Annotated in this window: 14 protein-coding genes; 5 read left to right on the top strand and 9 right to left on the bottom strand. The window is 76.1% G+C overall.

The genetic code is table 11. The annotated features are described in order from the left end of the window. Positions 1-58: 58 nt before the first annotated feature. Together ACZ7JZ_RS22765 and ACZ7JZ_RS22760 are read left to right on the top strand one after the other, a co-directional pair. Entirely contained in the window at positions 59-1,273 is a 1,215-nt protein-coding gene (locus tag ACZ7JZ_RS22765; protein ID WP_470942097.1) for a glycoside hydrolase family 6 protein, read from the top strand. Between the two features lie 32 nt (positions 1,274-1,305). Beyond that, entirely contained in the window at positions 1,306-2,568 is a 1,263-nt protein-coding gene (locus ACZ7JZ_RS22760) for a GNAT family N-acetyltransferase (RefSeq protein WP_470942095.1), read from the top strand. 54 nt (positions 2,569-2,622) lie between these two features. Here the strand turns inward: ACZ7JZ_RS22760 and ACZ7JZ_RS22755 are convergent, their stop codons facing one another. From ACZ7JZ_RS22755 to cobN, 4 genes are all read right to left on the bottom strand, one after another. After that, positions 2,623-4,887 carry a terpene synthase family protein gene (locus ACZ7JZ_RS22755; protein ID WP_470942093.1) on the bottom strand — a complete coding sequence of 755 codons (2,265 nt, stop codon included), beginning with the start codon at positions 4,885-4,887 and terminating at the stop codon, positions 2,623-2,625. A gap of 215 nt (positions 4,888-5,102) precedes the next feature. Continuing rightward, on the bottom strand, positions 5,103-5,921 hold the full coding sequence (locus ACZ7JZ_RS22750) for a nucleotidyltransferase domain-containing protein (RefSeq protein WP_470942091.1): 819 nt from the start codon (positions 5,919-5,921) through the stop codon (positions 5,103-5,105). A 58-nt stretch (positions 5,922-5,979) separates the two neighbouring features. Next, positions 5,980-6,453: a hemerythrin domain-containing protein gene (locus tag ACZ7JZ_RS22745; RefSeq protein ID WP_470942088.1), complete on the bottom strand. Its 474-nt coding sequence runs from the start codon at positions 6,451-6,453 to the stop codon at positions 5,980-5,982. A gap of 76 nt (positions 6,454-6,529) precedes the next feature. After that, positions 6,530-10,159, bottom strand: a complete 3,630-nt coding sequence (gene cobN / locus ACZ7JZ_RS22740; RefSeq protein ID WP_470942086.1) for a cobaltochelatase subunit CobN — start codon at positions 10,157-10,159, stop codon at positions 6,530-6,532. 503 nt (positions 10,160-10,662) lie between these two features. Between cobN and cobG the strand changes: the two genes are divergently transcribed. The 3 genes from cobG (at position 10,663) to ACZ7JZ_RS22725 (ending at position 14,332) form a co-directional block, all read left to right on the top strand. Next, positions 10,663-12,012 (top strand): precorrin-3B synthase, encoded by a 1,350-nt coding sequence (gene cobG, locus ACZ7JZ_RS22735; protein ID WP_470942084.1) that lies wholly within the window; start codon positions 10,663-10,665, stop codon positions 12,010-12,012. A gap of 62 nt (positions 12,013-12,074) precedes the next feature. Continuing rightward, positions 12,075-12,722 carry a precorrin-8X methylmutase gene (locus ACZ7JZ_RS22730; protein ID WP_470942082.1) on the top strand — a complete coding sequence of 216 codons (648 nt, stop codon included), beginning with the start codon at positions 12,075-12,077 and terminating at the stop codon, positions 12,720-12,722. An 8-nt stretch (positions 12,723-12,730) separates the two neighbouring features. Beyond that, positions 12,731-14,332, top strand: a complete 1,602-nt coding sequence (locus tag ACZ7JZ_RS22725) for a precorrin-2 C(20)-methyltransferase (protein WP_470942080.1) — start codon at positions 12,731-12,733, stop codon at positions 14,330-14,332. Between the two features lie 72 nt (positions 14,333-14,404). Here ACZ7JZ_RS22725 and ACZ7JZ_RS22720 read toward each other — a convergent pair whose 3' ends face one another. The 5 genes from ACZ7JZ_RS22720 to ACZ7JZ_RS22700 all read right to left on the bottom strand — a co-directional run bounded on the left by ACZ7JZ_RS22720 (position 14,405) and on the right by ACZ7JZ_RS22700 (position 19,055). Next, a complete protein-coding gene (locus ACZ7JZ_RS22720; RefSeq protein WP_470942077.1) occupies positions 14,405-15,064 on the bottom strand; it encodes a hypothetical protein in 660 nt (219 codons plus the stop codon). Continuing rightward, complete coding sequence (locus ACZ7JZ_RS22715) at positions 15,061-15,903, bottom strand: cobalt-precorrin-6A reductase (RefSeq protein WP_470942075.1); 843 nt, start codon at positions 15,901-15,903, stop codon at positions 15,061-15,063. Before ACZ7JZ_RS22715 ends, ACZ7JZ_RS22720 begins: the two co-directional genes overlap by 4 nt. After that, a complete protein-coding gene (cobM, locus tag ACZ7JZ_RS22710; RefSeq protein WP_470942071.1) occupies positions 15,893-16,642 on the bottom strand; it encodes a precorrin-4 C(11)-methyltransferase in 750 nt (249 codons plus the stop codon). Before cobM ends, ACZ7JZ_RS22715 begins: the two co-directional genes overlap by 11 nt. After that, positions 16,639-17,955: a precorrin-6y C5,15-methyltransferase (decarboxylating) subunit CbiE gene (gene cbiE, locus ACZ7JZ_RS22705; protein ID WP_470942068.1), complete on the bottom strand. Its 1,317-nt coding sequence runs from the start codon at positions 17,953-17,955 to the stop codon at positions 16,639-16,641. The genes cobM and cbiE overlap by 4 nt, the downstream gene beginning before the upstream one ends. Before the next feature lie 161 nt (positions 17,956-18,116). Next, a complete protein-coding gene (locus ACZ7JZ_RS22700) occupies positions 18,117-19,055 on the bottom strand; it encodes an AEC family transporter (protein WP_470942066.1) in 939 nt (312 codons plus the stop codon). Positions 19,056-19,108: the final 53 nt, after the last annotated feature.

Here is a 19,108-nt window from a genome sequence, read left to right as displayed (position 1 = left end):
AGCCGCCCGGGTAACGGGGCTTGACCGGCCCGCGGCCCCTGCACCACCGTCGGCTGCCGTGCACCACCGACACCTCGTGCGGGCCCTGCTGCCCGCCGCCGCCCTCGCCGCCGTCATGCTCCCCCCTGTGGCGGGCCCGGCCCCCCTGCCCGCCGCCCCTGCCGTGCACCGCGAGAGCGCCGCACCGCAGCGCCCCCTCTACGTCCCCCCGGCCAACCCGGCCGCCCACCTCCAGGCCCGGCAGCTCGGCGCCGCCGGCCGGGGCCGCGAAGCCGAGGCGGTCACCGCCATGGCGGCCACCCCGCACGCCGTCTGGCTCGGCGACCAGACCCCCGGGAAGGCCGAGGCCGAGGCCCGTACCGTCACCGAGGACGCCGCCCGGACCCGGAGCCTGCCCGTCCTCGTCCTGTACAACGTGCCCGGCCGCGACTGCTCCCAGTACTCCGCCGGCGGGGCCGCCGGCACCGCCGACTACCGACGCTGGATCGACGCGGTCGCCCGCGGCATCGGCGACCGCCCCGCCCTCGTCGTCCTCGAACCCGACTCGCTGGCCCTGCTGCCCCGCGAATGCCCCGCCGCCCCCGGCTCCGGCGAACTGGCGGGCACCCGCACCGCCGCCCGCTACACCGAGATCGGCTACGCCGTGCGGACCCTGGAGGCCCGCCCCGGCACCGACGTGTACCTCGACACCGGCCACGCCACCTGGCACAGCGTCACCAACATGGTGCCCAGGCTCCGCGAGGCCGGGGTCGCGGGCGCCACCGGCTTCGCCGTCAACGTCTCCAACTACAACACCGAGGCCGACAACGTCTGGTTCGCCTACCTGGTCTCCGTCTGCCTCGGCTACGCGGACTCCGGCGGCAGCCCCGCCGACTGCCCCGACCAGTGGCGCCCCCGGGCCGAGGCCCGGGCCTGGGTCGACGCGCACCGGGGGGTGCTGGATCCGGCCAGGATGAAGCACTTCGTCACCGACACCAGCCGCAACGGCAACGGCCCCTGGAAGGCCCCGTCCGGCAAGTACCGCGACCCGCAGGACTGGTGCAACCCGCCCGGCCGCGGGCTCGGCGCCCGCCCCACCACCGCCACCGGGTACGTCCTCCACGACGCCAGGCTCTGGATCAAGACCCCCGGGGAGTCGGACGGCTCCTGCCTGCGCGGCACCCGCGGACCGCAGGACCCCGAGCGCGGACTCGTCGCCCCCAAGGCCGGCGAGTGGTTCCCCGAACAGGCCGAGGAGCTCGTACGCCTGGCGAATCCGGCCATGATGAGATGACCCCTCCCCAATGAGCCCGTAGGGTCCCGATCATGGTGGACATCGACATCCGAGACGTACCCGTGGAAGACATCCCATGCGCCCAGGAACTGGCCTACCTGGTCTTCCACGCCCGCCCCGAGGAGGAGGACCGGGAGCGCGACCGGCGGATCCTCACGGGCTGCGAGCGGCTCGGCGCGTACGAGGGCGACGCCCTCGTCGGCCTGCTCGCGGTCCACCCCTTCCGGATGTCGGTGCCCGGGGCCGACCTGCCCTGCCCCTCCCTGACCTTCGTGTCCGTCGCCCCCACCCACCGGCGCCGCGGGGTGCTCACCGCCCTCATGACGGAGTTCCTGCGCCGCGCGGAGCGGGCGGGGCACGCCGTGGCCGCGCTGTGGGCCTCCGAGAGCGCCATCTACGGGCGGTTCGGGTGGGGCGCGGCCACCCAGGGCGCCACCGTCGAGATCGACTCGACCCGCCCCCTGGCCCTGCGCATCGAGCCCGACCCGCGCCCGCTGCGGCTGCTCGCCCCCGGGGAGGCGGCCGCGGCGGCCGGCGCGTACTTCGAGCGCACCCGGGCCGGCCGGGCGGGCCGCGCCGCCCGCGACGAGGAGCGCTGGACCGGGGTCTGGCTGCAGGACAAGGACGAGGACGACGACACCCTGGGCCCGCCGCGGGTCCTCGCCCTCGGCGTCCCCGGCGAGCCCCTCGCCGGGTACGCCGTCTACCGCACGAAGGCCGAGGACGACAGCGCCCCGGGCCGCCCCGGCGGCGTGGTGCAGGTCTACGAGCTCGAGGCCGACACCCCCGCCGCCGAGGCCGCCCTGTGGAGGTACCTGGCCGCACTCGACCTCACCTCCGTGGTCAAGGCCTGGGGGCGGCCCGCCGACGACCCGCTGCTGCTCTTCGCCGCCGACCGCGACCAGGTCCGGGTGACGAGCCAGTTCCCCGCGCTGTGGCTGCGGCTGGTCGACGTACGGGCCGCCCTGGCCGCCCGCTCCTGGGCCGCCTCCGTCGAACTGGTCCTCGACGTGCGGGACGGGCTGCTGCCCGCGAACTCCGGCCGCTTCCGGCTCAAGGCCGGACCGGACGGGGCGGTGTGCGAAGCAGTCGACGGGGCCGGGGCCGGGCCGGACGGGCCGCCCGCCGACCTCGCCCTCGGCGTCGACGGCCTCGCCGCCTGCTACCTGGGCGGTACCCCGGCCGCCTCGCTGGTCCGCGCCGGGCTGGCGGCGGAGCACACCCCGGGCGCGGCCGGGCGGCTCGACGCAGCCCTGCGGACGGCGCTGCTGCCGAACACCGTCGACGAGTTCTGACCGGAGGCGGGGAGGGGGCCCGGCCCGCGCCGGCCCCCTCCCCGCCCCCGTACCTCAGCCGGTCCGCACGGGACGGATCCGCGCGGCCGCCGTCCCCGGCCCGGCCGCCGCCCGCCCGGGGCCGAAACCGAGCGCGGGCCCCGCGAACGGCAGCCCGGCGGGGCGGTACCCCACCGGGACCCGGCGCAGCTCCGCCTCGTCGTAGCGGCGGGTCTCGCGGTGCCAGTGCAGGACCCCGGCCATCCAGTCCTCGATCTCCCGTACGTACCCGTCGAGGGACTCCCGGGCCTGCCGGCCGAGCGAGAGGTCCTCGCACAGGACGGGCAGCAGGGCGTCCCGGATGTGGAGGAACTCCTCCAGCCGGCGCTCCAGGAGGTCGTAGACGATCGGGAGGGCCTGCTCGTGCCCGATGCCGAAGAAGGCCTGGGTGACGAGCACGTGGTTGTGCAGCTCGTCCTCGAACTCCGTCTCCTTCTGCCAGGAGTACAGGTCGTTGACCAGCCAGCCCACGTCCATGGCGGCGTTCTCCAGGGACTGGAACACCCCGGTGGCGAACACCTCGGAGGGGACGCCCGGGCCCTGGTGGCCCAGCCGGGTCAGCAGCATGGTCAGCCGGCTGCCGAAGGTGTAGCGGCGCATCTCGGTGTAGTCCACCGGGTCCGGGATGCGGTGCGCGGCGGCGTTGTCGACCTCCCACACCCAGCTCTCCAGCATGTCCGCGACGGACTGCCGGAACTCCGCCCGGTCCGCGGGGCCCATGGGCGCGGCGGTCCGCGCCCACAGGTCCTTCAGCCCCCGCTCCAGTGCGGTGACCGGCTCCGGTGCCTGCGCCGGGTCGAGGGGGATCATGGCGATCAGGCGGGAGGTCGCCGCGCGGGCCGCGGCCGGGTCCTTCGAGGCGGCGAAGACCGCGGGGTAGTAGTCGTCGGCGTACGTGCCCCAGGCCAGCCACTGTGCGCTGCGGCACAGGTCCCCGGGTGACGCGTCCGGGTCGATGCCAGCCGAACAGAGCGCGAAGTCCGCGGCGACGAGGGTGCGTTCGGTCCAGATCGCGGACCCGGGGTCGCCGGGCTGCGGGTCGAGCAGTCCCGTCGTACGGCACCACGCGACCAACTCGGTCCGCGCCAGCGGCAGATGGGGGCTGAGGCTCAGGGTGAAGGGCATCCTGACCTCGGGCAGGTCCGGCGGGCCCACCGGGCGGAAGGGCGTGTGGGTGAAGCTGCGCGCCCGCAGCCGGGCCGAGCGGGGGGTGGCGAGGGAGCGCACGTCGAAGGCGGCGGTGCCCGGACCCGAGGGGGCGAGGGGCAGCGCGGCCGGCGCGGGCGCCTGTACCTCCGCGTTCATGTAGCGGCTGGAGACCGTGTGCCAGGCGTGGCCGCCGGACTGCCAGTCCTGGAGCCCCTTGGCGTAGGCGAGTACGGCGGCCAGCTCGGCCGGGCTCAGCCCGTGGGTGGCGGCCAGTGCGGGCACCTCGACCAGGGCGGTGTGCTCGAACTGGTGCAGCCGCGAGGTCAGCAGGTCGTTGGCGAGCTCCGCGGCCTCCTGGGTGGAGCAGCCGAGGAAGGTCTCCAGCACCAGCACGGCATTGGACAGTTCGCCCTCGTCGCGGACCTCCCGCTCGTAGGAGAACAGGTCGTTCCTGATGTGCACCGCGTCCGAGAAGGAGTCGCGGAGCACGGCCAGCGGGCGGGTGCCGGCCACCCGGGCGGGCACCTCGGCCGCCACGTACTCCACCAGCCCCGCGGACCAGGGCGCGCCGCCGACCTTGCGGCGCATCTCGATGTACTCCAGCGGGTTGGCGATCCGCCCGATGCCGATGTTGGCGAGCTCCCACATGGACTCGTTGAGGAGGTTGCGGGTGCTCTCGGAGAACCGTTCCCGCCAGTCGGCGCCCATGGCGGGGACGGTCCGGGCCCACAGGTCCGCGAGCCCCGCCTCGACCGGGTTCACCGCCTCGGGGAAGCCCTGGGAGAGGTCCATGGGCATGAAGGCGGCCAGCCGCTCCAGGTACTCCTTGGCCCCGGCCCGGTCCCCGGTGCGCTTGAAGACCTCCAGGAAGTGGTCGTCGAAGAAGAAGACCCACACGTACCAGTCGGTGACCAGGGACAGGGCCGCGGAGTCGCAGTCGGGGTGGGTGTGCGCGCACAGCAGCGCGTAGTCGTGGGACTCGAGGTCCTGTTCGGTCCAGACCCCGGAGCCCTCCAGCATGCCGAGGCCGCGTGCCCACTGCCTGGTGTGCGCCCTCGCCTCCTCCAGATGGGGGTTGAGCCGGGCCGGATAGGGCACGTAGAACTCCGGCAGTCGGAACGGCTGCGTCACAGGGGGCCAGACCTTTCGTCACGGGGTGCGGGGGGCCGGGCCCCGGCCCCCCGCACGGGAATCTGCAGTGCCCTACCCCCGACTCCCGCCCCTCATGGCGGAGTTCACCGCATCAGGTGACGGCGTGCCCGTTCGCCCCCGGCGCCCGCACCGACCCGCTATACCCGGGAGGGCCGTCCGGCCCCGGCCGGGCCCCCCGGTGCCCGTGGGGCGGGTCAGAGCCGGTTGAGGGTGTCGCGCATCAGGGCGTCCGCGCGGTCCAGCGTGGCCCCGATCTCCTCCGGGCCGGTGCCGACGGCCCCCAGCAGGCCGTGGGCGCGGGCGGCGAACTCCGGGGGAGCGGCGGGGAGCAGCCCCGCGGCGGCCACGGACCCCTTCTCGTTGAGCGGCCAGCTCCCGGCCTGCGCGTGCAGGGCCTGGACCAGCACGACGACCGCGCGGAAGAGGCAGCCCGCCGCGTACGCGGCATCGGCCCGCGCCACCGCCTTGCGTGCGCAGGCCAGGGCGAACGGGCCCTCGAAGCGGGCCGATTCGACGAGCGCGGTGCGCAGGGCCGGCGGGTATGCGGCCATCTGCCTCTGGAGGGAGGCCAGTTCGCCGCCCGGGTCGGCGAGGACGACGCCGGTGGCGAGCTCTCCGGCGTAGGCGTGGGAGTACACCCCGGCGGGGTGGCCCGCCTGGGTGCCGATCTCGAACCGGCCCGCGCGGCAGTCCTCCCAGATCCGCTCCACGCGGTCGAGGTCCCGGTAGAGCCAGTCGATCCGGATCCCGCCCAGCTCCAGCCAGGCCCCGCCGTCGACCCAGGGGCCCCAGGCCCCGGGCTCCGCGACCTCCACCGGGGCGCCGGTCAGTTCGAGGGCGAGGGTCCGCAGGGCCGCGGTGTCGGGGCGGCCGCGGTAGTAGAGGCCGAGGTCGTAGTCCGAGTCGGGGCGGTGCGTGCCGCGGGCCCGGCTGCCGCCGAGGCAGACGCCCGCGACCCCGTCCACGGCGGCGAGCCGCTCCGCCATGCCGGCGATGGTGAGATCAAGATCCATGGCTGGATTGTCCGGGATGCGGGGACGGGCGGGCCGGGCAGGGGGCGGAAGGGCGGGTTCAGCCCGGCGGGCGCAGGGTGCGGTCCGGGTGGGCGGACTGCCAGGCGGCGATGGAGAGGTCCCACTCCTCGCCGGTGAGGGCGGTCAGGGAGGCGGGGAAGAGCCCGTCCTCCTCCTTGGCGATGTGGTGGTGGAGCTCGTCCACCGCCGTGCGCAACAGGGCCTCGTCGGCGGGGTCCGCCAGGTCGGCGCGGTCGAGGAAGGCGGCCAGCTCCCGGTGCTCGCGCACCAGGTCCGCGATGTAGGGCGCGTACTCGGGGTCCTGCCGCATCATCGCGAACAGGCCCCGCTCCTCGCCCTCCCAGTGCGCGCGCAGCTCCCCGGCCATCCGCTCGACCAGCGGCCGGGCGGCCGCCGGATCCCCCCGGTCCAGGGCGCGCAGCGCATCTCCGGCGGCGTCGGTGACGCCCTCGTGCTCGGCGATGAACTCCCGGATCAGGGGGATCTGGCGGCACCCGCAGTAGTGGCACATGGCGCCATTGTGTCGGGCTCGCCCCCGATCGACCGCTATTGGTGCGGCCCATCGGGGGCTGCCGGGCCCCTGCGGGCTACTGCTTCTCGGCTTCGCCCTCCAGGTCGCCCTCGGTGTCGAGGTAGACCTGCCGGAGCTCGGCCAGGACCTGCGGGTCCGGCTTCTCCCACAGGCCGCGGGACTCGGCCTCCAGCAGCCGCTCCGCGATCCCGTGCAGGGCCCAGGGGTTGGCGTCCTGGAGGAAGGCGCGGTTCTCGGGGTCGAGGACGTACGTCTGCGTCAGCTTGTCGTACATCCAGTCCGCGATCACGCCGGTCGTGGCGTCGTACCCGAAGAGGTAGTCCACCGTCGCCGCCAGCTCGAACGCGCCCTTGTAGCCGTGGCGGCGCATCGCCTCGATCCACTTGGGGTTGACCACGCGGGCCCGGAAGACCCGGGAGGTCTCCTCGACCAGGGTGCGGGTGCGGACCGTCTCCGGGCGGGTCGAGTCGCCGATGTACGCCTCCGGGGCCGTGCCCCGCAGGGCGCGCACGGTGGCGACCATGCCGCCGTGGTACTGGAAGTAGTCGTCCGAGTCCGCGATGTCGTGCTCGCGGGTGTCGGTGTTCTTCGCGGCGACCGTGATGCGCTTGTACGCGCTCTCCATCTCGGCCCGCGCCGGGCGCCCGCCCAGCCCGCGGCCGTACGCGTAGCCGCCCCAGACGGTGTAGACCTCGGCGAGGTCGGCGTCCGTGCGCCAGTCGCGGCTGTCGATCAGCTGGAGGATGCCGGCGCCGTACGTGCCCGGGCGGGAGCCGAAGATGCGGGTGGTGGCCCGCCGCTCGTCCCCGTGCTCGGCCAGGTCGGCCTGCGCGTGCGCGCGCACGTGGTTGACCTCGGCGGGCTCGTCCAGGGAGGCGGCGAGCCGCACCGCGTCGTCCAGCAGGCCGATCACGTGCGGGAAGGCGTCCCGGAAGAAGCCCGAGATGCGCAGGGTCACGTCGATGCGCGGCCGGCCCAGCTCCTCGTACGGGATCGGCTCCAGGCCGGTGACCCGGCGCGAGGCCTCGTCCCAGACCGGGCGGACGCCCAGCAGGGCCATGGCCTCGGCCACGTCGTCGCCGGCGGTGCGCATCGCGCTGGTGCCCCACAGGGACAGGCCGACGGAGGCGGGCCACTCGCCGTTGTCCGTGCGGTAGCGCTGCACGAGCGAGTCGGCCAGGGCCTGGCCGGTCTCCCAGGCCAGGCGCGAGGGCACGGCCTTGGGGTCGACGGAGTAGAAGTTCCGGCCGGTCGGCAGCACGTTGACCAGGCCGCGCAGCGGGGAGCCCGAGGGCCCGGCCGGGACGAAACCGCCCGCCAGGGCGTGCACCGCGTGGTCGATCTCGTCGGTGGTGGCCGCCAGGCGCGGCACCACCTCGCGGGCGGCGAAGTCCAGGACGTTCGCCACGTCCGGGGAGTGGCCCTCCGCCACGCGGGCCACGGCCGCCGGGTCCCAGCCCGCCGCCTCCATGGCCTCGACCAGGGCGCGCGCGGCGGCCTCGGCCTCGTCCGCGCCGGTGCGGGTGGCCTTCGACTCGTCCAGGCCCAGGGCCTCGCGCAGGCCCGGCAGGGCCGTGGTGCCGCCCCAGATCTGGCGGGCCCGCAGGATCGCCAGGACCAGGTTGACCCGGTCGGTGCCCGCCGGGGCCCCGCCGAGGACGTGCAGCCCGTCGCGGATCTGGGCGTCCTTGACCTCGCACAGCCAGCCGTCGACGTGCAGCAGGAAGTCGTCGAACCCGTCGTCGTCCGGGCGCTCTTCGAGCCCGAGGTCGTGGTCGAGCTTCGCCGCCTGGATCAGGGTCCAGATCTGGGCGCGGATCGCCGGCAGCTTCGCCGGGTCCATGGAGGAGATCTGCGCGTACTCGTCGAGGTGCTGCTCCAGGCGCGCGATGTCGCCGTACGAGTCCGCGCGGGCCATCGGCGGCACCAGGTGGTCGACCAGCGTGGCGTGCACGCGGCGCTTGGCCTGCGTGCCCTCGCCCGGGTCGTTGACCAGGAACGGGTAGACCAGCGGCACGTCGCCGAGGGCCGCGTCGGGGGCGCAGGAGGCCGACAGGCCGGCGTTCTTGCCCGGCAGCCACTCCAGGTTGCCGTGCTTGCCGAGGTGGATCATCGCGTGCGCGCCGAAGCCGCCTTCCTCGGCCGACGCCTGGATCCAGCGGTACGCGGCCAGGTAGTGGTGCGAGGGCGGCAGGTCCGGGTCGTGGTAGATCGCGATCGGGTTCTCGCCGAAGCCGCGCGGCGGCTGGATGAGGACGAGGAGGTTCCCGAAGCGCAGGGCCGCCAGGACGATATCGCCCTCGGGGTTGCGGGAGCGGTCCACGAACATCTCCCCGGGGGCCGGGCCCCAGTGCTCCTCGACCGCCTCGCGCAGGTCCGCGGGCAGCCCGGCGTACCAGCGGCGGTAGTCGGCCGCGGGGATCCGGACCGGGTTGCGGGCCAGCTGCTCCTCGGTCAGCCAGTCCTGGTCGTGGCCGCCGGCCTCGATCAGGGCGCGGATCAGCTCGTCCCCGTCGCCGGAGACCAGGCCGGGGATCTCCTCCTGCGCACCGAAGGCGTAGCCCTCGGCGCACAGCCGGCGCAGCAGCGCGACGGCGCTGGCCGGGGTGTCGAGCCCGACGGCGTTGCCGATCCGGGAGTGCTTGGTCGGGTACGCGGACAGGACCAGCGCGATCCGCTTGTCGGCGTTGGCGGTGTGCCGCAGCAGGGCGTGGCGGATGGCGATGCCGGCCACGCGGGCGGCGCGCTCGGGATCGGCGACGTAGGCGGGCAGCCCGTCCGGGTCGATCTCCTTGAAGGAGAACGGCACGGTGATCAGGCGGCCGTCGAACTCCGGTACGGCGACCTGGCTGGCCGCGTCGAGCGGGGACAGGCCCTCGTCGTTCTCCTCCCAGGAGCTGCGCGAGCCGGTCAGGCACAGGGCCTGGAGGATCGGTACGTCGAGCGCGGCCAGCGCGCCCGCGTCCCAGGACTCGTCGTCGCCGCCCGCGGAGGCGTCCGCGGGGCGGGTGCCGCCGGCGGCGAGGACGGTGGTCACGATGGCGTCGGCGTGGGCCAGTTCGGCCAGCAGGCCGGGCTCCGGGTTGCGCAGCGACGACACGTACAGGGGCGCGGGGGTGCCGCCGCCCTCGGTGATCGCGTCGCACAGGGCGTGCACGAAGCCCGTGTTGCCGCTCATCTGGTGGGCGCGGTAGTAGAGCACCGCGATCCGGGGGCCGCCCGCCGGTGCCTGTGCGGCGGCCGCCTCCGGGCGCTCCAGCGGGCCCCAGGCGGGGGAGGCGGCGGGGGACTCGAAGCCGTGGCCGGTCAGCAGCACGGTGTCGGAGAGGAACCGGGCCAGCTGCTCCAGGTTCGCCGGGCCGCCGTGCGCGAGGTAGGCGTGCGCCTCCGCGGCGATGCCGATCGGGACCGTCGAGGCCTCCATCAGCTGCGCGTCGGGGGCCTGTTCGCCGGTGAGCACCACCACCGGGCGGTGCTGGCCGGCGGCGAGCAGCAGGTCGAGGCCCTCCTGCCAGGCGCGCAGACCGCCGAGGAGCCGTACGACGACCAGGTCGGCGCCGTCCAGGAGCGCGGGCAGGTCCTCCAGGGGCAGCCGGGAGGGGTTGGCGAAGCGGTAGGGGACCGGGCCCTGCGCGGCGCGGGCGCTCAGCAGATCGGTGTCGGACGTCGACAGCAGCAGGATCATGCGGCGGCAGGCCTTCCTCGGGGTTTCCTCGCCCCGGGCAGTGCAGACGGCGGGAGTTCCTGGCTCGTCCGGCCGCCGGGCGCTTGCGCGTGGCGTGCCGTCCTCACAGTGGCGGGACCGCGCCGGAGTCTCACCGGGCTTCCTCCCCTGTCGCCGTCTGCGGCGACGACGGGCCGGGCGGCCTGTCGGGGTGCATCCTATGTGCCGGTCCGCTGCCGCGGGAGAGGGGGTTCTCCCAGGTGGCGCGGGTCCCCGGGGGGCCGAGGTCCGCTGCGCGGGGACTGTTCCCCACCCCGCCCCTTCCCGAACCGGGGCTCCGCCCCGGACCCCGCGCCTCAAACGCCGGCGGGGCTGGGATGTGCGCAGGCGGTCCCCCCCCGGGCAAAGTCTGGGGGAGATTGAGCGCACCGGGCGCGGAGCGCACGGTATCGGGGTCCGGGGCGGAGCCCGGGGTGGCGACGGCCACAGGTCGGGGGCGTGTAATCGTGGGTATGCTCGCCGCCATGCCCCCGCCCCCCTCCACCGCATCCCGGGACGAACCCGTCATACGGGAGCGCGGCGACGCCTGCCCCGGCGCGCTGCGCCTGCACGCGGCGGACGACGGGTTCCTCGCCCGGGTCCGGATACCCGGCGGGCTGCTCACGGTCCGGCAGGCCGCCGCGCTCGCGCGGGCCGCCGACCGGTTCGGCGACGGGCACGTCGACCTGACCTCGCGCGGCAACGTCCAGCTGCGCGGACTCGCCGACGGCTGCGGGACCGCACTGGCCGCCGTACTCGACGGGGCCGGGCTGCTGCCCGCGCCGGGCCACGAGAGGGTGCGCAACATCGTGGCCAGTCCGATGTCGGGCACCGGCGGAGGCGGTCGGCCCGATGTGCTGCCCTGGGTGGCGGAGTTCGACCGGCTGCTGTGCGCGAGCCCCTGGGCCGCGGCCCTCTCCGGACGGTTCCTGTTCGCCTTCGACGACGGGCGCGGGGACGTCGCGGCGCTCGCGCCCGACATCACCGTGCTCGGGCTGCCGGACGGCCGCGCGCTGGTGCGGCCCGGCGCGGCCCGCGGGGCCGCCGCCGTACCGGCGGCGCAGGCCGCGCGGGCGGCGCTGGCGGCCGCCGGACACTTCCTCGAACTCGCCGCGGCCGCCGGCACCGGCGCCTGGCGGGTCGCCGAGCTGCCCCCCGAACAACCCTTTGACGTAAGTGTTCTGACAGGCCGTCTGCTGGCGGACGGGCTCACCGCCCAGGCGGTGGCGGAGGTGGACTGGCCGTACGGCGAGCCGCCGCGGACCGGGCGCGTCCCGGCCCCGGACGCCGCGGCGCAGGCGGCTGCGACCCTGTGCGTGCGGCCCCCGCTCGGCCGGCTGTCCGCGCTGCAGCTCGGGGCCCTGGCCCAGGTCGCCCGGCACGGCCGGGGGGAGCTGCGGATGACCCCGTGGCGTACGGTCGTCGTGCCCGACGCCCCCGTACGGGCCCCCGCGGACGCCGCCGCCCTGCTGGCCGCGGCCGGGCTGGCGGTGGAGCCGGACGGCCCCTGGGAAGGGGTCACCGCCTGCACCGGACGGCCCGGGTGCGCGAAATCGCTGGCCGACGTGCGCGCCGACGCCCGGTCGGTGGCGCAGCGGCAGGCCGGTCCCCCCGGGGCCCCGGTGCACTGGTCCGGCTGCGAACGCCGCTGCGGGCACCCCCGCGGCACGGCCTGGGTGGACCTCGTCGCGGCGCCCGGCGGGTACGCCGTACGGGCTCCGGGGCTGCCGGAGCGCACCGGCGTGCCGCCGGAGGGGATCGCCGCCCTGCTGGCGGGGGCGGGTTCCGCACCGGAATCCGCATCCGCCGCATCCGCCGCCCCCGGTGATCCGTAGGACCCGCAAGCCCGCAAGCCCGCAAGCCCGCAGCACGTGAAGACCCGTACAGCAGTGAAGAGATGAGCGAGAACACAGTGTTCGAGTACGAGAAGGACGGCGCCGCGATCTACCGGCAGTCCTTTGCCACGATCCGCGCCGAGTCGGATCTCGCCGGGCTGCCGGCCTCGGTCGCGCAGGTCGCGGTGCGCATGATCCACGCCTGCGGGATGACGGACCTCACCCGGGACCTCGGGTACACGCCCGACGTGGTGCTGAACGCCCGCGCGGCGCTGCACGCGGGCGCCCCGGTCCTGTGCGACGTGCAGATGGTCGCGAGCGGGGTCACCCGCAAGCGCCTGCCCGCGGACAACGAGGTGCTGTGCACCCTCTCCGACCCGGCCGTGCCGGAGCTCGCCGCGAAGATGGGCACGACGCGCAGCGCCGCCGCCCTCGAACTCTGGCGCGACCGCGGCCTGCTGGAGGGTTCCGTCGTCGCCGTCGGGAACGCCCCCACCGCGCTGTTCCGGCTGCTGGAGATGATCGAGGAGGGCGCTCCCCGCCCCGCCGCGGTCATCGGCGTGCCCGTCGGCTTCATCGGGGCGGCCGAGTCCAAGGAGGCCCTCGCCGCGCACCCCTCCGGGCTGGAGCACCTGATCGTGCGCGGCCGCCGCGGCGGCAGCGCCATCGCCGCGGCGGCGGTCAACGCCATTGCGAGCGAGGAGGAGTGAGCGCCGACATGAGCGCCGACACGAGCGCCGGGACGGGCGCCGGCACCACGGGCGGGGCGAACGGCGGGGAGACCGGCGCAGCGGGTGCCGCCGCTGCCGGGCGGCCCGCCGCCCCGGGCCGCCTGTACGGCGTCGGGCTCGGCCCCGGCGACCCCTCCCTCATGACCCTGCGCGCCGTCGAGGTCATCGCGGAGGCCGATGTCGTGGCGTACCACAGCGCCCGGCACGGCCGCTCCATCGCCCGCTCCATCGCCGCGAAGCACCTGCGCGCGGACCACGTCGAGGAGCCGCTGGTCTACCCGGTCACCACCGAGACCACCGACCACCCGGGCGGCTACCAGGGCGCGATGGAGGAGTTCTACGCCTCCGCCGCGGCCCGCCTCGCCGCCCACCTGGACGCCGGCCGCACCGTGGCCGTGCTCGCCGAGGGCGACCCGCTCTTCTACGGCTCGTACATGCACATGCACAAGCGGCTGGCCGACCGGTACGAGACCGAGGTGATCCCCGGCGTGACCTCGGTCAGCGCCGCGGCCGCCCGGCTCCAGACCCCGCTCGTCGAGGGCGAGGAGGTGCTGACCATCCTGCCGGGCACCCTCCCGGAGGAGGAGCTCACCGCCCGCCTCGCGGCCACCGACTCCGCCGTGGTGATGAAGCTCGGCCGGACCTTCCCCGCCGTGCGGCGGGCGATGGAGGCCTCGGGGCGGCTGCCCGAGGCCCGGTACGTGGAGCGCGCCACGATGGCGGGGGAGCGGACCGGACTCCTCGCGGACACCGACCCGGACTCCGTGCCGTACTTCTCCGTCGCCGTGCTCCCCAGCCGGATCGGCAACCCCGGGGCGAAGCCCTCCGGGCCCGGCGCGGTCACCGTGGTCGGCACCGGTCCGGCCGGGCCGCTGTGGCTGACCCCGGAGACCCGGCGGGCCCTGGCCGACGCCGAGGTCCTGATCGGCTACACCACCTACCTCGACCGGGTGCCCGTGCGCCCCGGGCAGGTCCGGCACGGCTCCGACAACAAGGTCGAGGCGGAGCGCGCCGAGTTCGCCCTCGACCTGGCCCGCCGCGGGCAGCGGGTGGCCGTGGTCTCCGGCGGCGACCCGGGCGTGTTCGCCATGGCCACCGCCGTACTGGAGGCCGCCGGGCAGGACGCGTACAAGGACGTGCCGGTACGGGTCCTCCCCGGCGTGACCGCCGCCAACGCGGCCGCCGCGGCGGCCGGCGCCCCGCTGGGCCACGACTACGCCACGGTCTCCCTCTCCGACCGGCTCAAGCCCTGGGAGGTGATCGCGGAGCGGCTGCGCGCGGCCTCCGCGGCCGACCTGGTGCTCGCGCTGTACAACCCCGGTTCGCGCAGCCGCACCCACCAGGTGGGCCAGGCCCGCGACCTGCTGGTGGAACTGCGCGGGGCCGCCACCCCGGTGGTCGTCGCCCGGGACGTGGGCGGCCCGCAGCAGTCGGTGCGGGTGCTCACCCTGGGCACCCTGGACCCGGCCGAGGTGGACATGCGCACGATCCTGCTGGTCGGCTCCTCGCAGACGCGGGTCACCGAGCGCGCCGACGGCACCCGCCTGGCGTGGACCCCGCGCCGCTACCCGGAGGCGCCCCGGGACTGACCCGGTCAGCTCTACCAGTGCCCGTACCCGCCCGCCCCCGCCCGGTTCCGCACCCGGCGGGGGCGGGCGCGTTCAGCACTGCCAGAGGAACGCGGCCCGCCCGCAGGGCGTGCAGTGGTGCAGGTACGCGCTGCCCGAGCCGAAGTTCATCGCCGTGGCCGGGTCGGGACCCTCCTCCAGCTGGGCCGTGAAGGCCATCGGGCGGGAGCAGCCGGGGCAGTCGGGCACCTCCTCGTACTGGAGCCAGAACGGCGACCCGCCCCACTGGCCGAGCACCTCCCGCTCGTCGCGCCCGGTCCGCTCCGCCCACGCGGGCGCGGCGTCCTCGTACGGCAGCCCCTCCGCCGGCTCGTACGCGATCGAGCGGACCTCGTCGAGCAGCACCTCGTCCCCCTCGGGCGCCTCCATCGGGACCAGCGCGGCGGCTTCCGAGGCGGGGAAGTGCAGGGCCAGCGTCCCCCCGGCGAAGGGGTCCCACTCCTCGCACAGGCCGGGGTTGTTGCGGCACATGAACACGGCCGTGACCCCCGCCTCCGCGGCGCCCGCACCCGGGCCGCCCGCGGCGCGGGGCGCGTCGGCCGGGTACAGCTGGGCGAGGAAGCCCAGCGGGCCCGCGCACTCCGCGCAGTGCGGCCACGCGGTGCCGGGCGGGGCCAGGGGCAGGCCGCCCGTACGGGACACGGGGGCGTCGGGGGCCACCGGACCCGCGTCGGTCATCAGGATCGTGATCATCCTTCGAGGGTAGGCGAGGGCTCGGACAGCCAGGCCAGCGCCTCGGCCACGGAGGCCGCTTCGGCCACGCCCGGCGGTACCGGCGGGCGGTCGACGACCACCACCGGGATCCCGGCGGCGCGGGCCGCCGCCAGCTTGGGGGCGGTCGCGGAGCCGCCGCTGTCCTTGGTCACCAGCACCTCGATGCGGTGCTCGCGCAGCAGTGCGCGCTCGCCCTCCGCGGTGAACGGCCCCCGGGCCAGCAGGATCCGCGCCGACGGCGGCAGCGGGGGCTCCGGCGGGTCCACCGAGCGCACCAGGAACCACAGCCCGTCCAGGTGCGCGAAGGCGGCCAGCTCCTGGCGGCCGGTGGTCAGGAACACCCGCCGGCCCAGCCCCGGCAGGGCCGCGGCCGCCGCGGCCGTGCTCGGCACCCGGTGCCAGCGGTCCCCGGGCTGCGGCTGCCAGGAGGGCCGGCGCAGGGCCAGCAGGGGGACGCCCGCGGCGCGCGCCGCGGCCGCCGCGTGGAAGCTCATCCGCTGCGCGAAGGGGTGCGTGGCGTCCACCAGCCGGGTCACGCGGTGCTCGGCCAGCCAGGCAGCCAGCCCCTCGGGCCCGCCGAACCCGCCGACCCGCGTCTCCCCGGGCGGCAGCACCGGGTTCGCGACCCGGCCGGCCAGCGAACTCGTGACGCGGAACCCGCTGCCGGGAGCCGCCTCCGCACCGCCGTGCAGGGCCTCGGCCAGCCGCCGGCCCTCGGTCGTCCCGCCGAGGACCAGCACGTGCCCGCGGCCGCCGGAGCCACCCCCGGCAGCCGCGCCGCCGGGGGGACCGGCCGGTCCCCCCGGATCAGCAGGCATGCCGGTCGCGTTCGGCCGAGTACAGGTGGCTGTCGCGGAACTGCTCGGCGCCCAGGGTGCGGCCGACGAGGATGACCGCCGTGCGGACGATGCCCGCCTCCTTCACGCGCTCCGCGATCTCGCCGAGCGTGCCGCGGATGACCAGCTCGTCCGGGCGGCTGGCCATGGCCACCACCGCGGCCGGGCAGTCGGCGCCGTAGTGCGGCAGCAGCTCGGCCACCACCCGGTCCGCGTACCGCGTCGCCAGGTGCAGCACCAGCAGGGCCCCGCTGCGCCCCAGGGTCGCCAGGTCCTCGCCCTCCGGCATGGGGGTGGCCTGCTGGGCGATCCGGGTCAGGATCACGGTCTGGCCCACCGTCGGTACGGTCAGCTCCCGCTTGAGGGCCGCCGCGGCCGCCGCGAAGGCCGGTACGCCCGGCACGACCTCGTACGGCACCCCGGCCGCGTCCAGCCGGCGCATCTGCTCGGCGACCGCGCTGAACACCGACGGGTCGCCGGAGTGCAGCCGGGCCACGTCCAGCCCCGCCTCGTGGGCCCGCACCAGCTCGCCGACGATCTCGTCCAGGGTCAGCTGCGCGGTGTCCACCAGGCGCGCGTCCGGGGGGCATTCGGCCAGCAGTTCCTGCGGGACCAGGCTGCCCGCGTACAGGCAGACCCGGCAGGCGGCGAGGGTACGGGCGCCGCGCACCGTGATCAGGTCGGCGGCGCCGGGGCCCGCTCCGATGAAGTACACGGTCATGACTGGTCTCCTGAGGTGGTGCCCGGGACGGGTACGGGGGCGGCGCCGGGCGGGCCCGGGGCGCCGGCGTGCGGTTTGGTGACGGACCACTGGGTGATCGGCATGGCCTGCCGCCAGCCGGTGAAGGCGCCCACCCGCACCGAGTGCGAGACCGCGAGCTTCACGAGCTCCCCGCCGTGCTGCCGGTACCAGCCGGCGAGCAGGGCCTCGGACTCCAGGGTCACGGTGTTGGCGACCAGCCGCCCGCCCGCCGGGAGCGCGTCCCAGCAGGCCGCCAGCAGGCCGGGGGCGGTGAGACCGCCGCCGATGAACACGGCGTCGGGCGCGGGCAGTCCGTCGAGGGCCCCGGGCGCCGCGCCGGTCACGATCCGCAGCCCCGGCACGCCCAGCCGCTCGGCGTTGCGGGCGATGCGCTCGGCGCGCACCGGGTCGCGCTCCACGCTCGCGGCCCGGCAGGACGGGTGCGTGCGCATCCACTCGATGGCGATGGAGCCGGAGCCGCCGCCCACGTCCCAGAGCAGTTCGCCGGGGGCGGGGGCGAGGGCGGCCAGGGTCACCGCGCGCACGTGCCGCTTGGTCAGCTGCCCGTCGTGCTCGTACGCGGCGTCGGGCAGTCCGGGTACGGCCGCCAGCCGCGGGGCGCCCGGGGCGCGGGCGCATTCGACGGCGACGACGTTCAGCGGGTCTCCGGCCGGACGGTCCCAGCCGTCGGCCGTGCCCGCGTAGGCGTCCTCGCGCTCGGAGCCGAGCTGTTCGAGCACGGTCATCCGGCTGGGCCCGAAGCCGCGGTCCCGCAGCAGGGCGGCCACCTCCGCCGGGGTGCCGCCGTTCGCGGAGAGCACCAGCAGCCGGCGGCCGTGGTGCAGGGCGGCGGCCAGCCGGGCCGCGGGGCGGCCCACCAGGGTGACCACCCCGGTGTCCTCGGCGGGCCAGCCGAGCCGGGCGCAGGCGTAGGAGACGGAGGAGGGGTGGGGCAGCACGTGCAGCCGCTCCGGGCCCAGCTCCTCGGCCAGGGCCCGCCCGATCCCGTAGAACATGGGGTCCCCGCTGGCCAGTACGGCGATCCGGCGCCCGGCGTGCTCGGCGAGCAGCTTCGGTACGGCGGGCCGCAGCGGCACCGGCCAGGGCACCCGCTCGCCGGGGCAGTCGGCGGCGGGCAGCAGGTCCAGCTGCCGCACCCCGCCGATCAGCACCTCGGCCGCGCCGAGGGCCTGCCGGGCGGCGGGCCCGAGCCCGGCCCAGCCGTCGGCTCCGATCCCGACGACGAGGGTCGGTGCGGGCGTCGTGGGGGGCGGGGGCGCCGTGGAGCTCACTGCCGGGTACCTCGGGATCTGAAGGGGACGGATCCGCACTCTACTGTCCGCCGGACGGGTGGTCCCGGCTGCCCCGGAAGATGTGATGTTACCTACGGTAACTCCTGGTGGGCGGCGGATTGGTACGCGGCTTCGGGCCCCGCCGGGATCCGGGGGACGGCTCAGGCGGCCAGCAGCCAGGTGATGACCGACAGGGAGACCATCGAGCACAGCGTGGACATCAGGACCGCGTCCCGGGCCAGGTCCGCGTCGAGCCGGTACTCCGAGGCGAACAGGAAGGCGTTCTGGGCCGTCGGCAGCCCGGCCACCAGCACCACCGACAGCAGGGCGTGCCCCTCCAGCCCGAAGGCCCAGCGGCCCACCGCGTACGCCAGCAGCGGCTGCCCGGCCACCTTCAGGGCCACCAGCACCCGCCGCTCCGCGCGCCCCTCCGCGTCCGGCCGGGCCCGGGTGTGCAGCGAGAGCCCGAGCGCGAACAGCGCGGCCGGCACGGCTGCCCCGCCCAGCAGCTCCAGCGGCTCCACCGCCCACCCCGGCAGCGGGTGCCCGGACGCCGCCACCGCGAGCCCCGCGCCCGAGGCGGCCACCACGGGGTTGCGCAGGGGCAGGCTCAGCAGCCGCCGGAACCGGTCCGGGGCCCCGCGCCGCACGTCGAGGTCGATCAGGACCAGGATCAGCGGGGTGACCAGCAGGGTCTGGAAGAGGGCCGCGGCCACGACGAACGAGGTGTCGTGCAGGACGTGCACGGCCACCGGGATGCCCAGGTTCGCCGAGTTCACGTACGCCGCCGCCATCGAGGCGATGGCCCGGTCGCCCCGGCCCCGCCGGAAGACCCGGTGCCCGAGCAGCTGCGCCAGCGCGAACACCGCCAGCAGGCTGAGCGCGAACACGACGACGCCCGGCCGGGCCAGATCGGCCGGCCGGGACCGGGACATCGTCAGGAACAGCAGCGCCGGCATCGCGAAGGCGAAGGCGAACCGCCCCAGCACCCCCGCGGCGTGCGGCCCCAGCACCTGGTACCGGCCCGCCGCCCAGCCCGTGCCGGTGACGGCCCAGATGGGCAGGAAAGCGGCGAACCCCGTCAGTGCCCCGTGCGTCACCGCGTCAGCATGCCCCACCCCCCGCAGGGGCCGGGAGGCGGGTCGAGGCGGAC

Source organism: Streptomyces sp. NPDC038213, from assembly GCF_055600495.1.
This window is presented reverse-complemented; position numbering and strand designations above follow the sequence as displayed.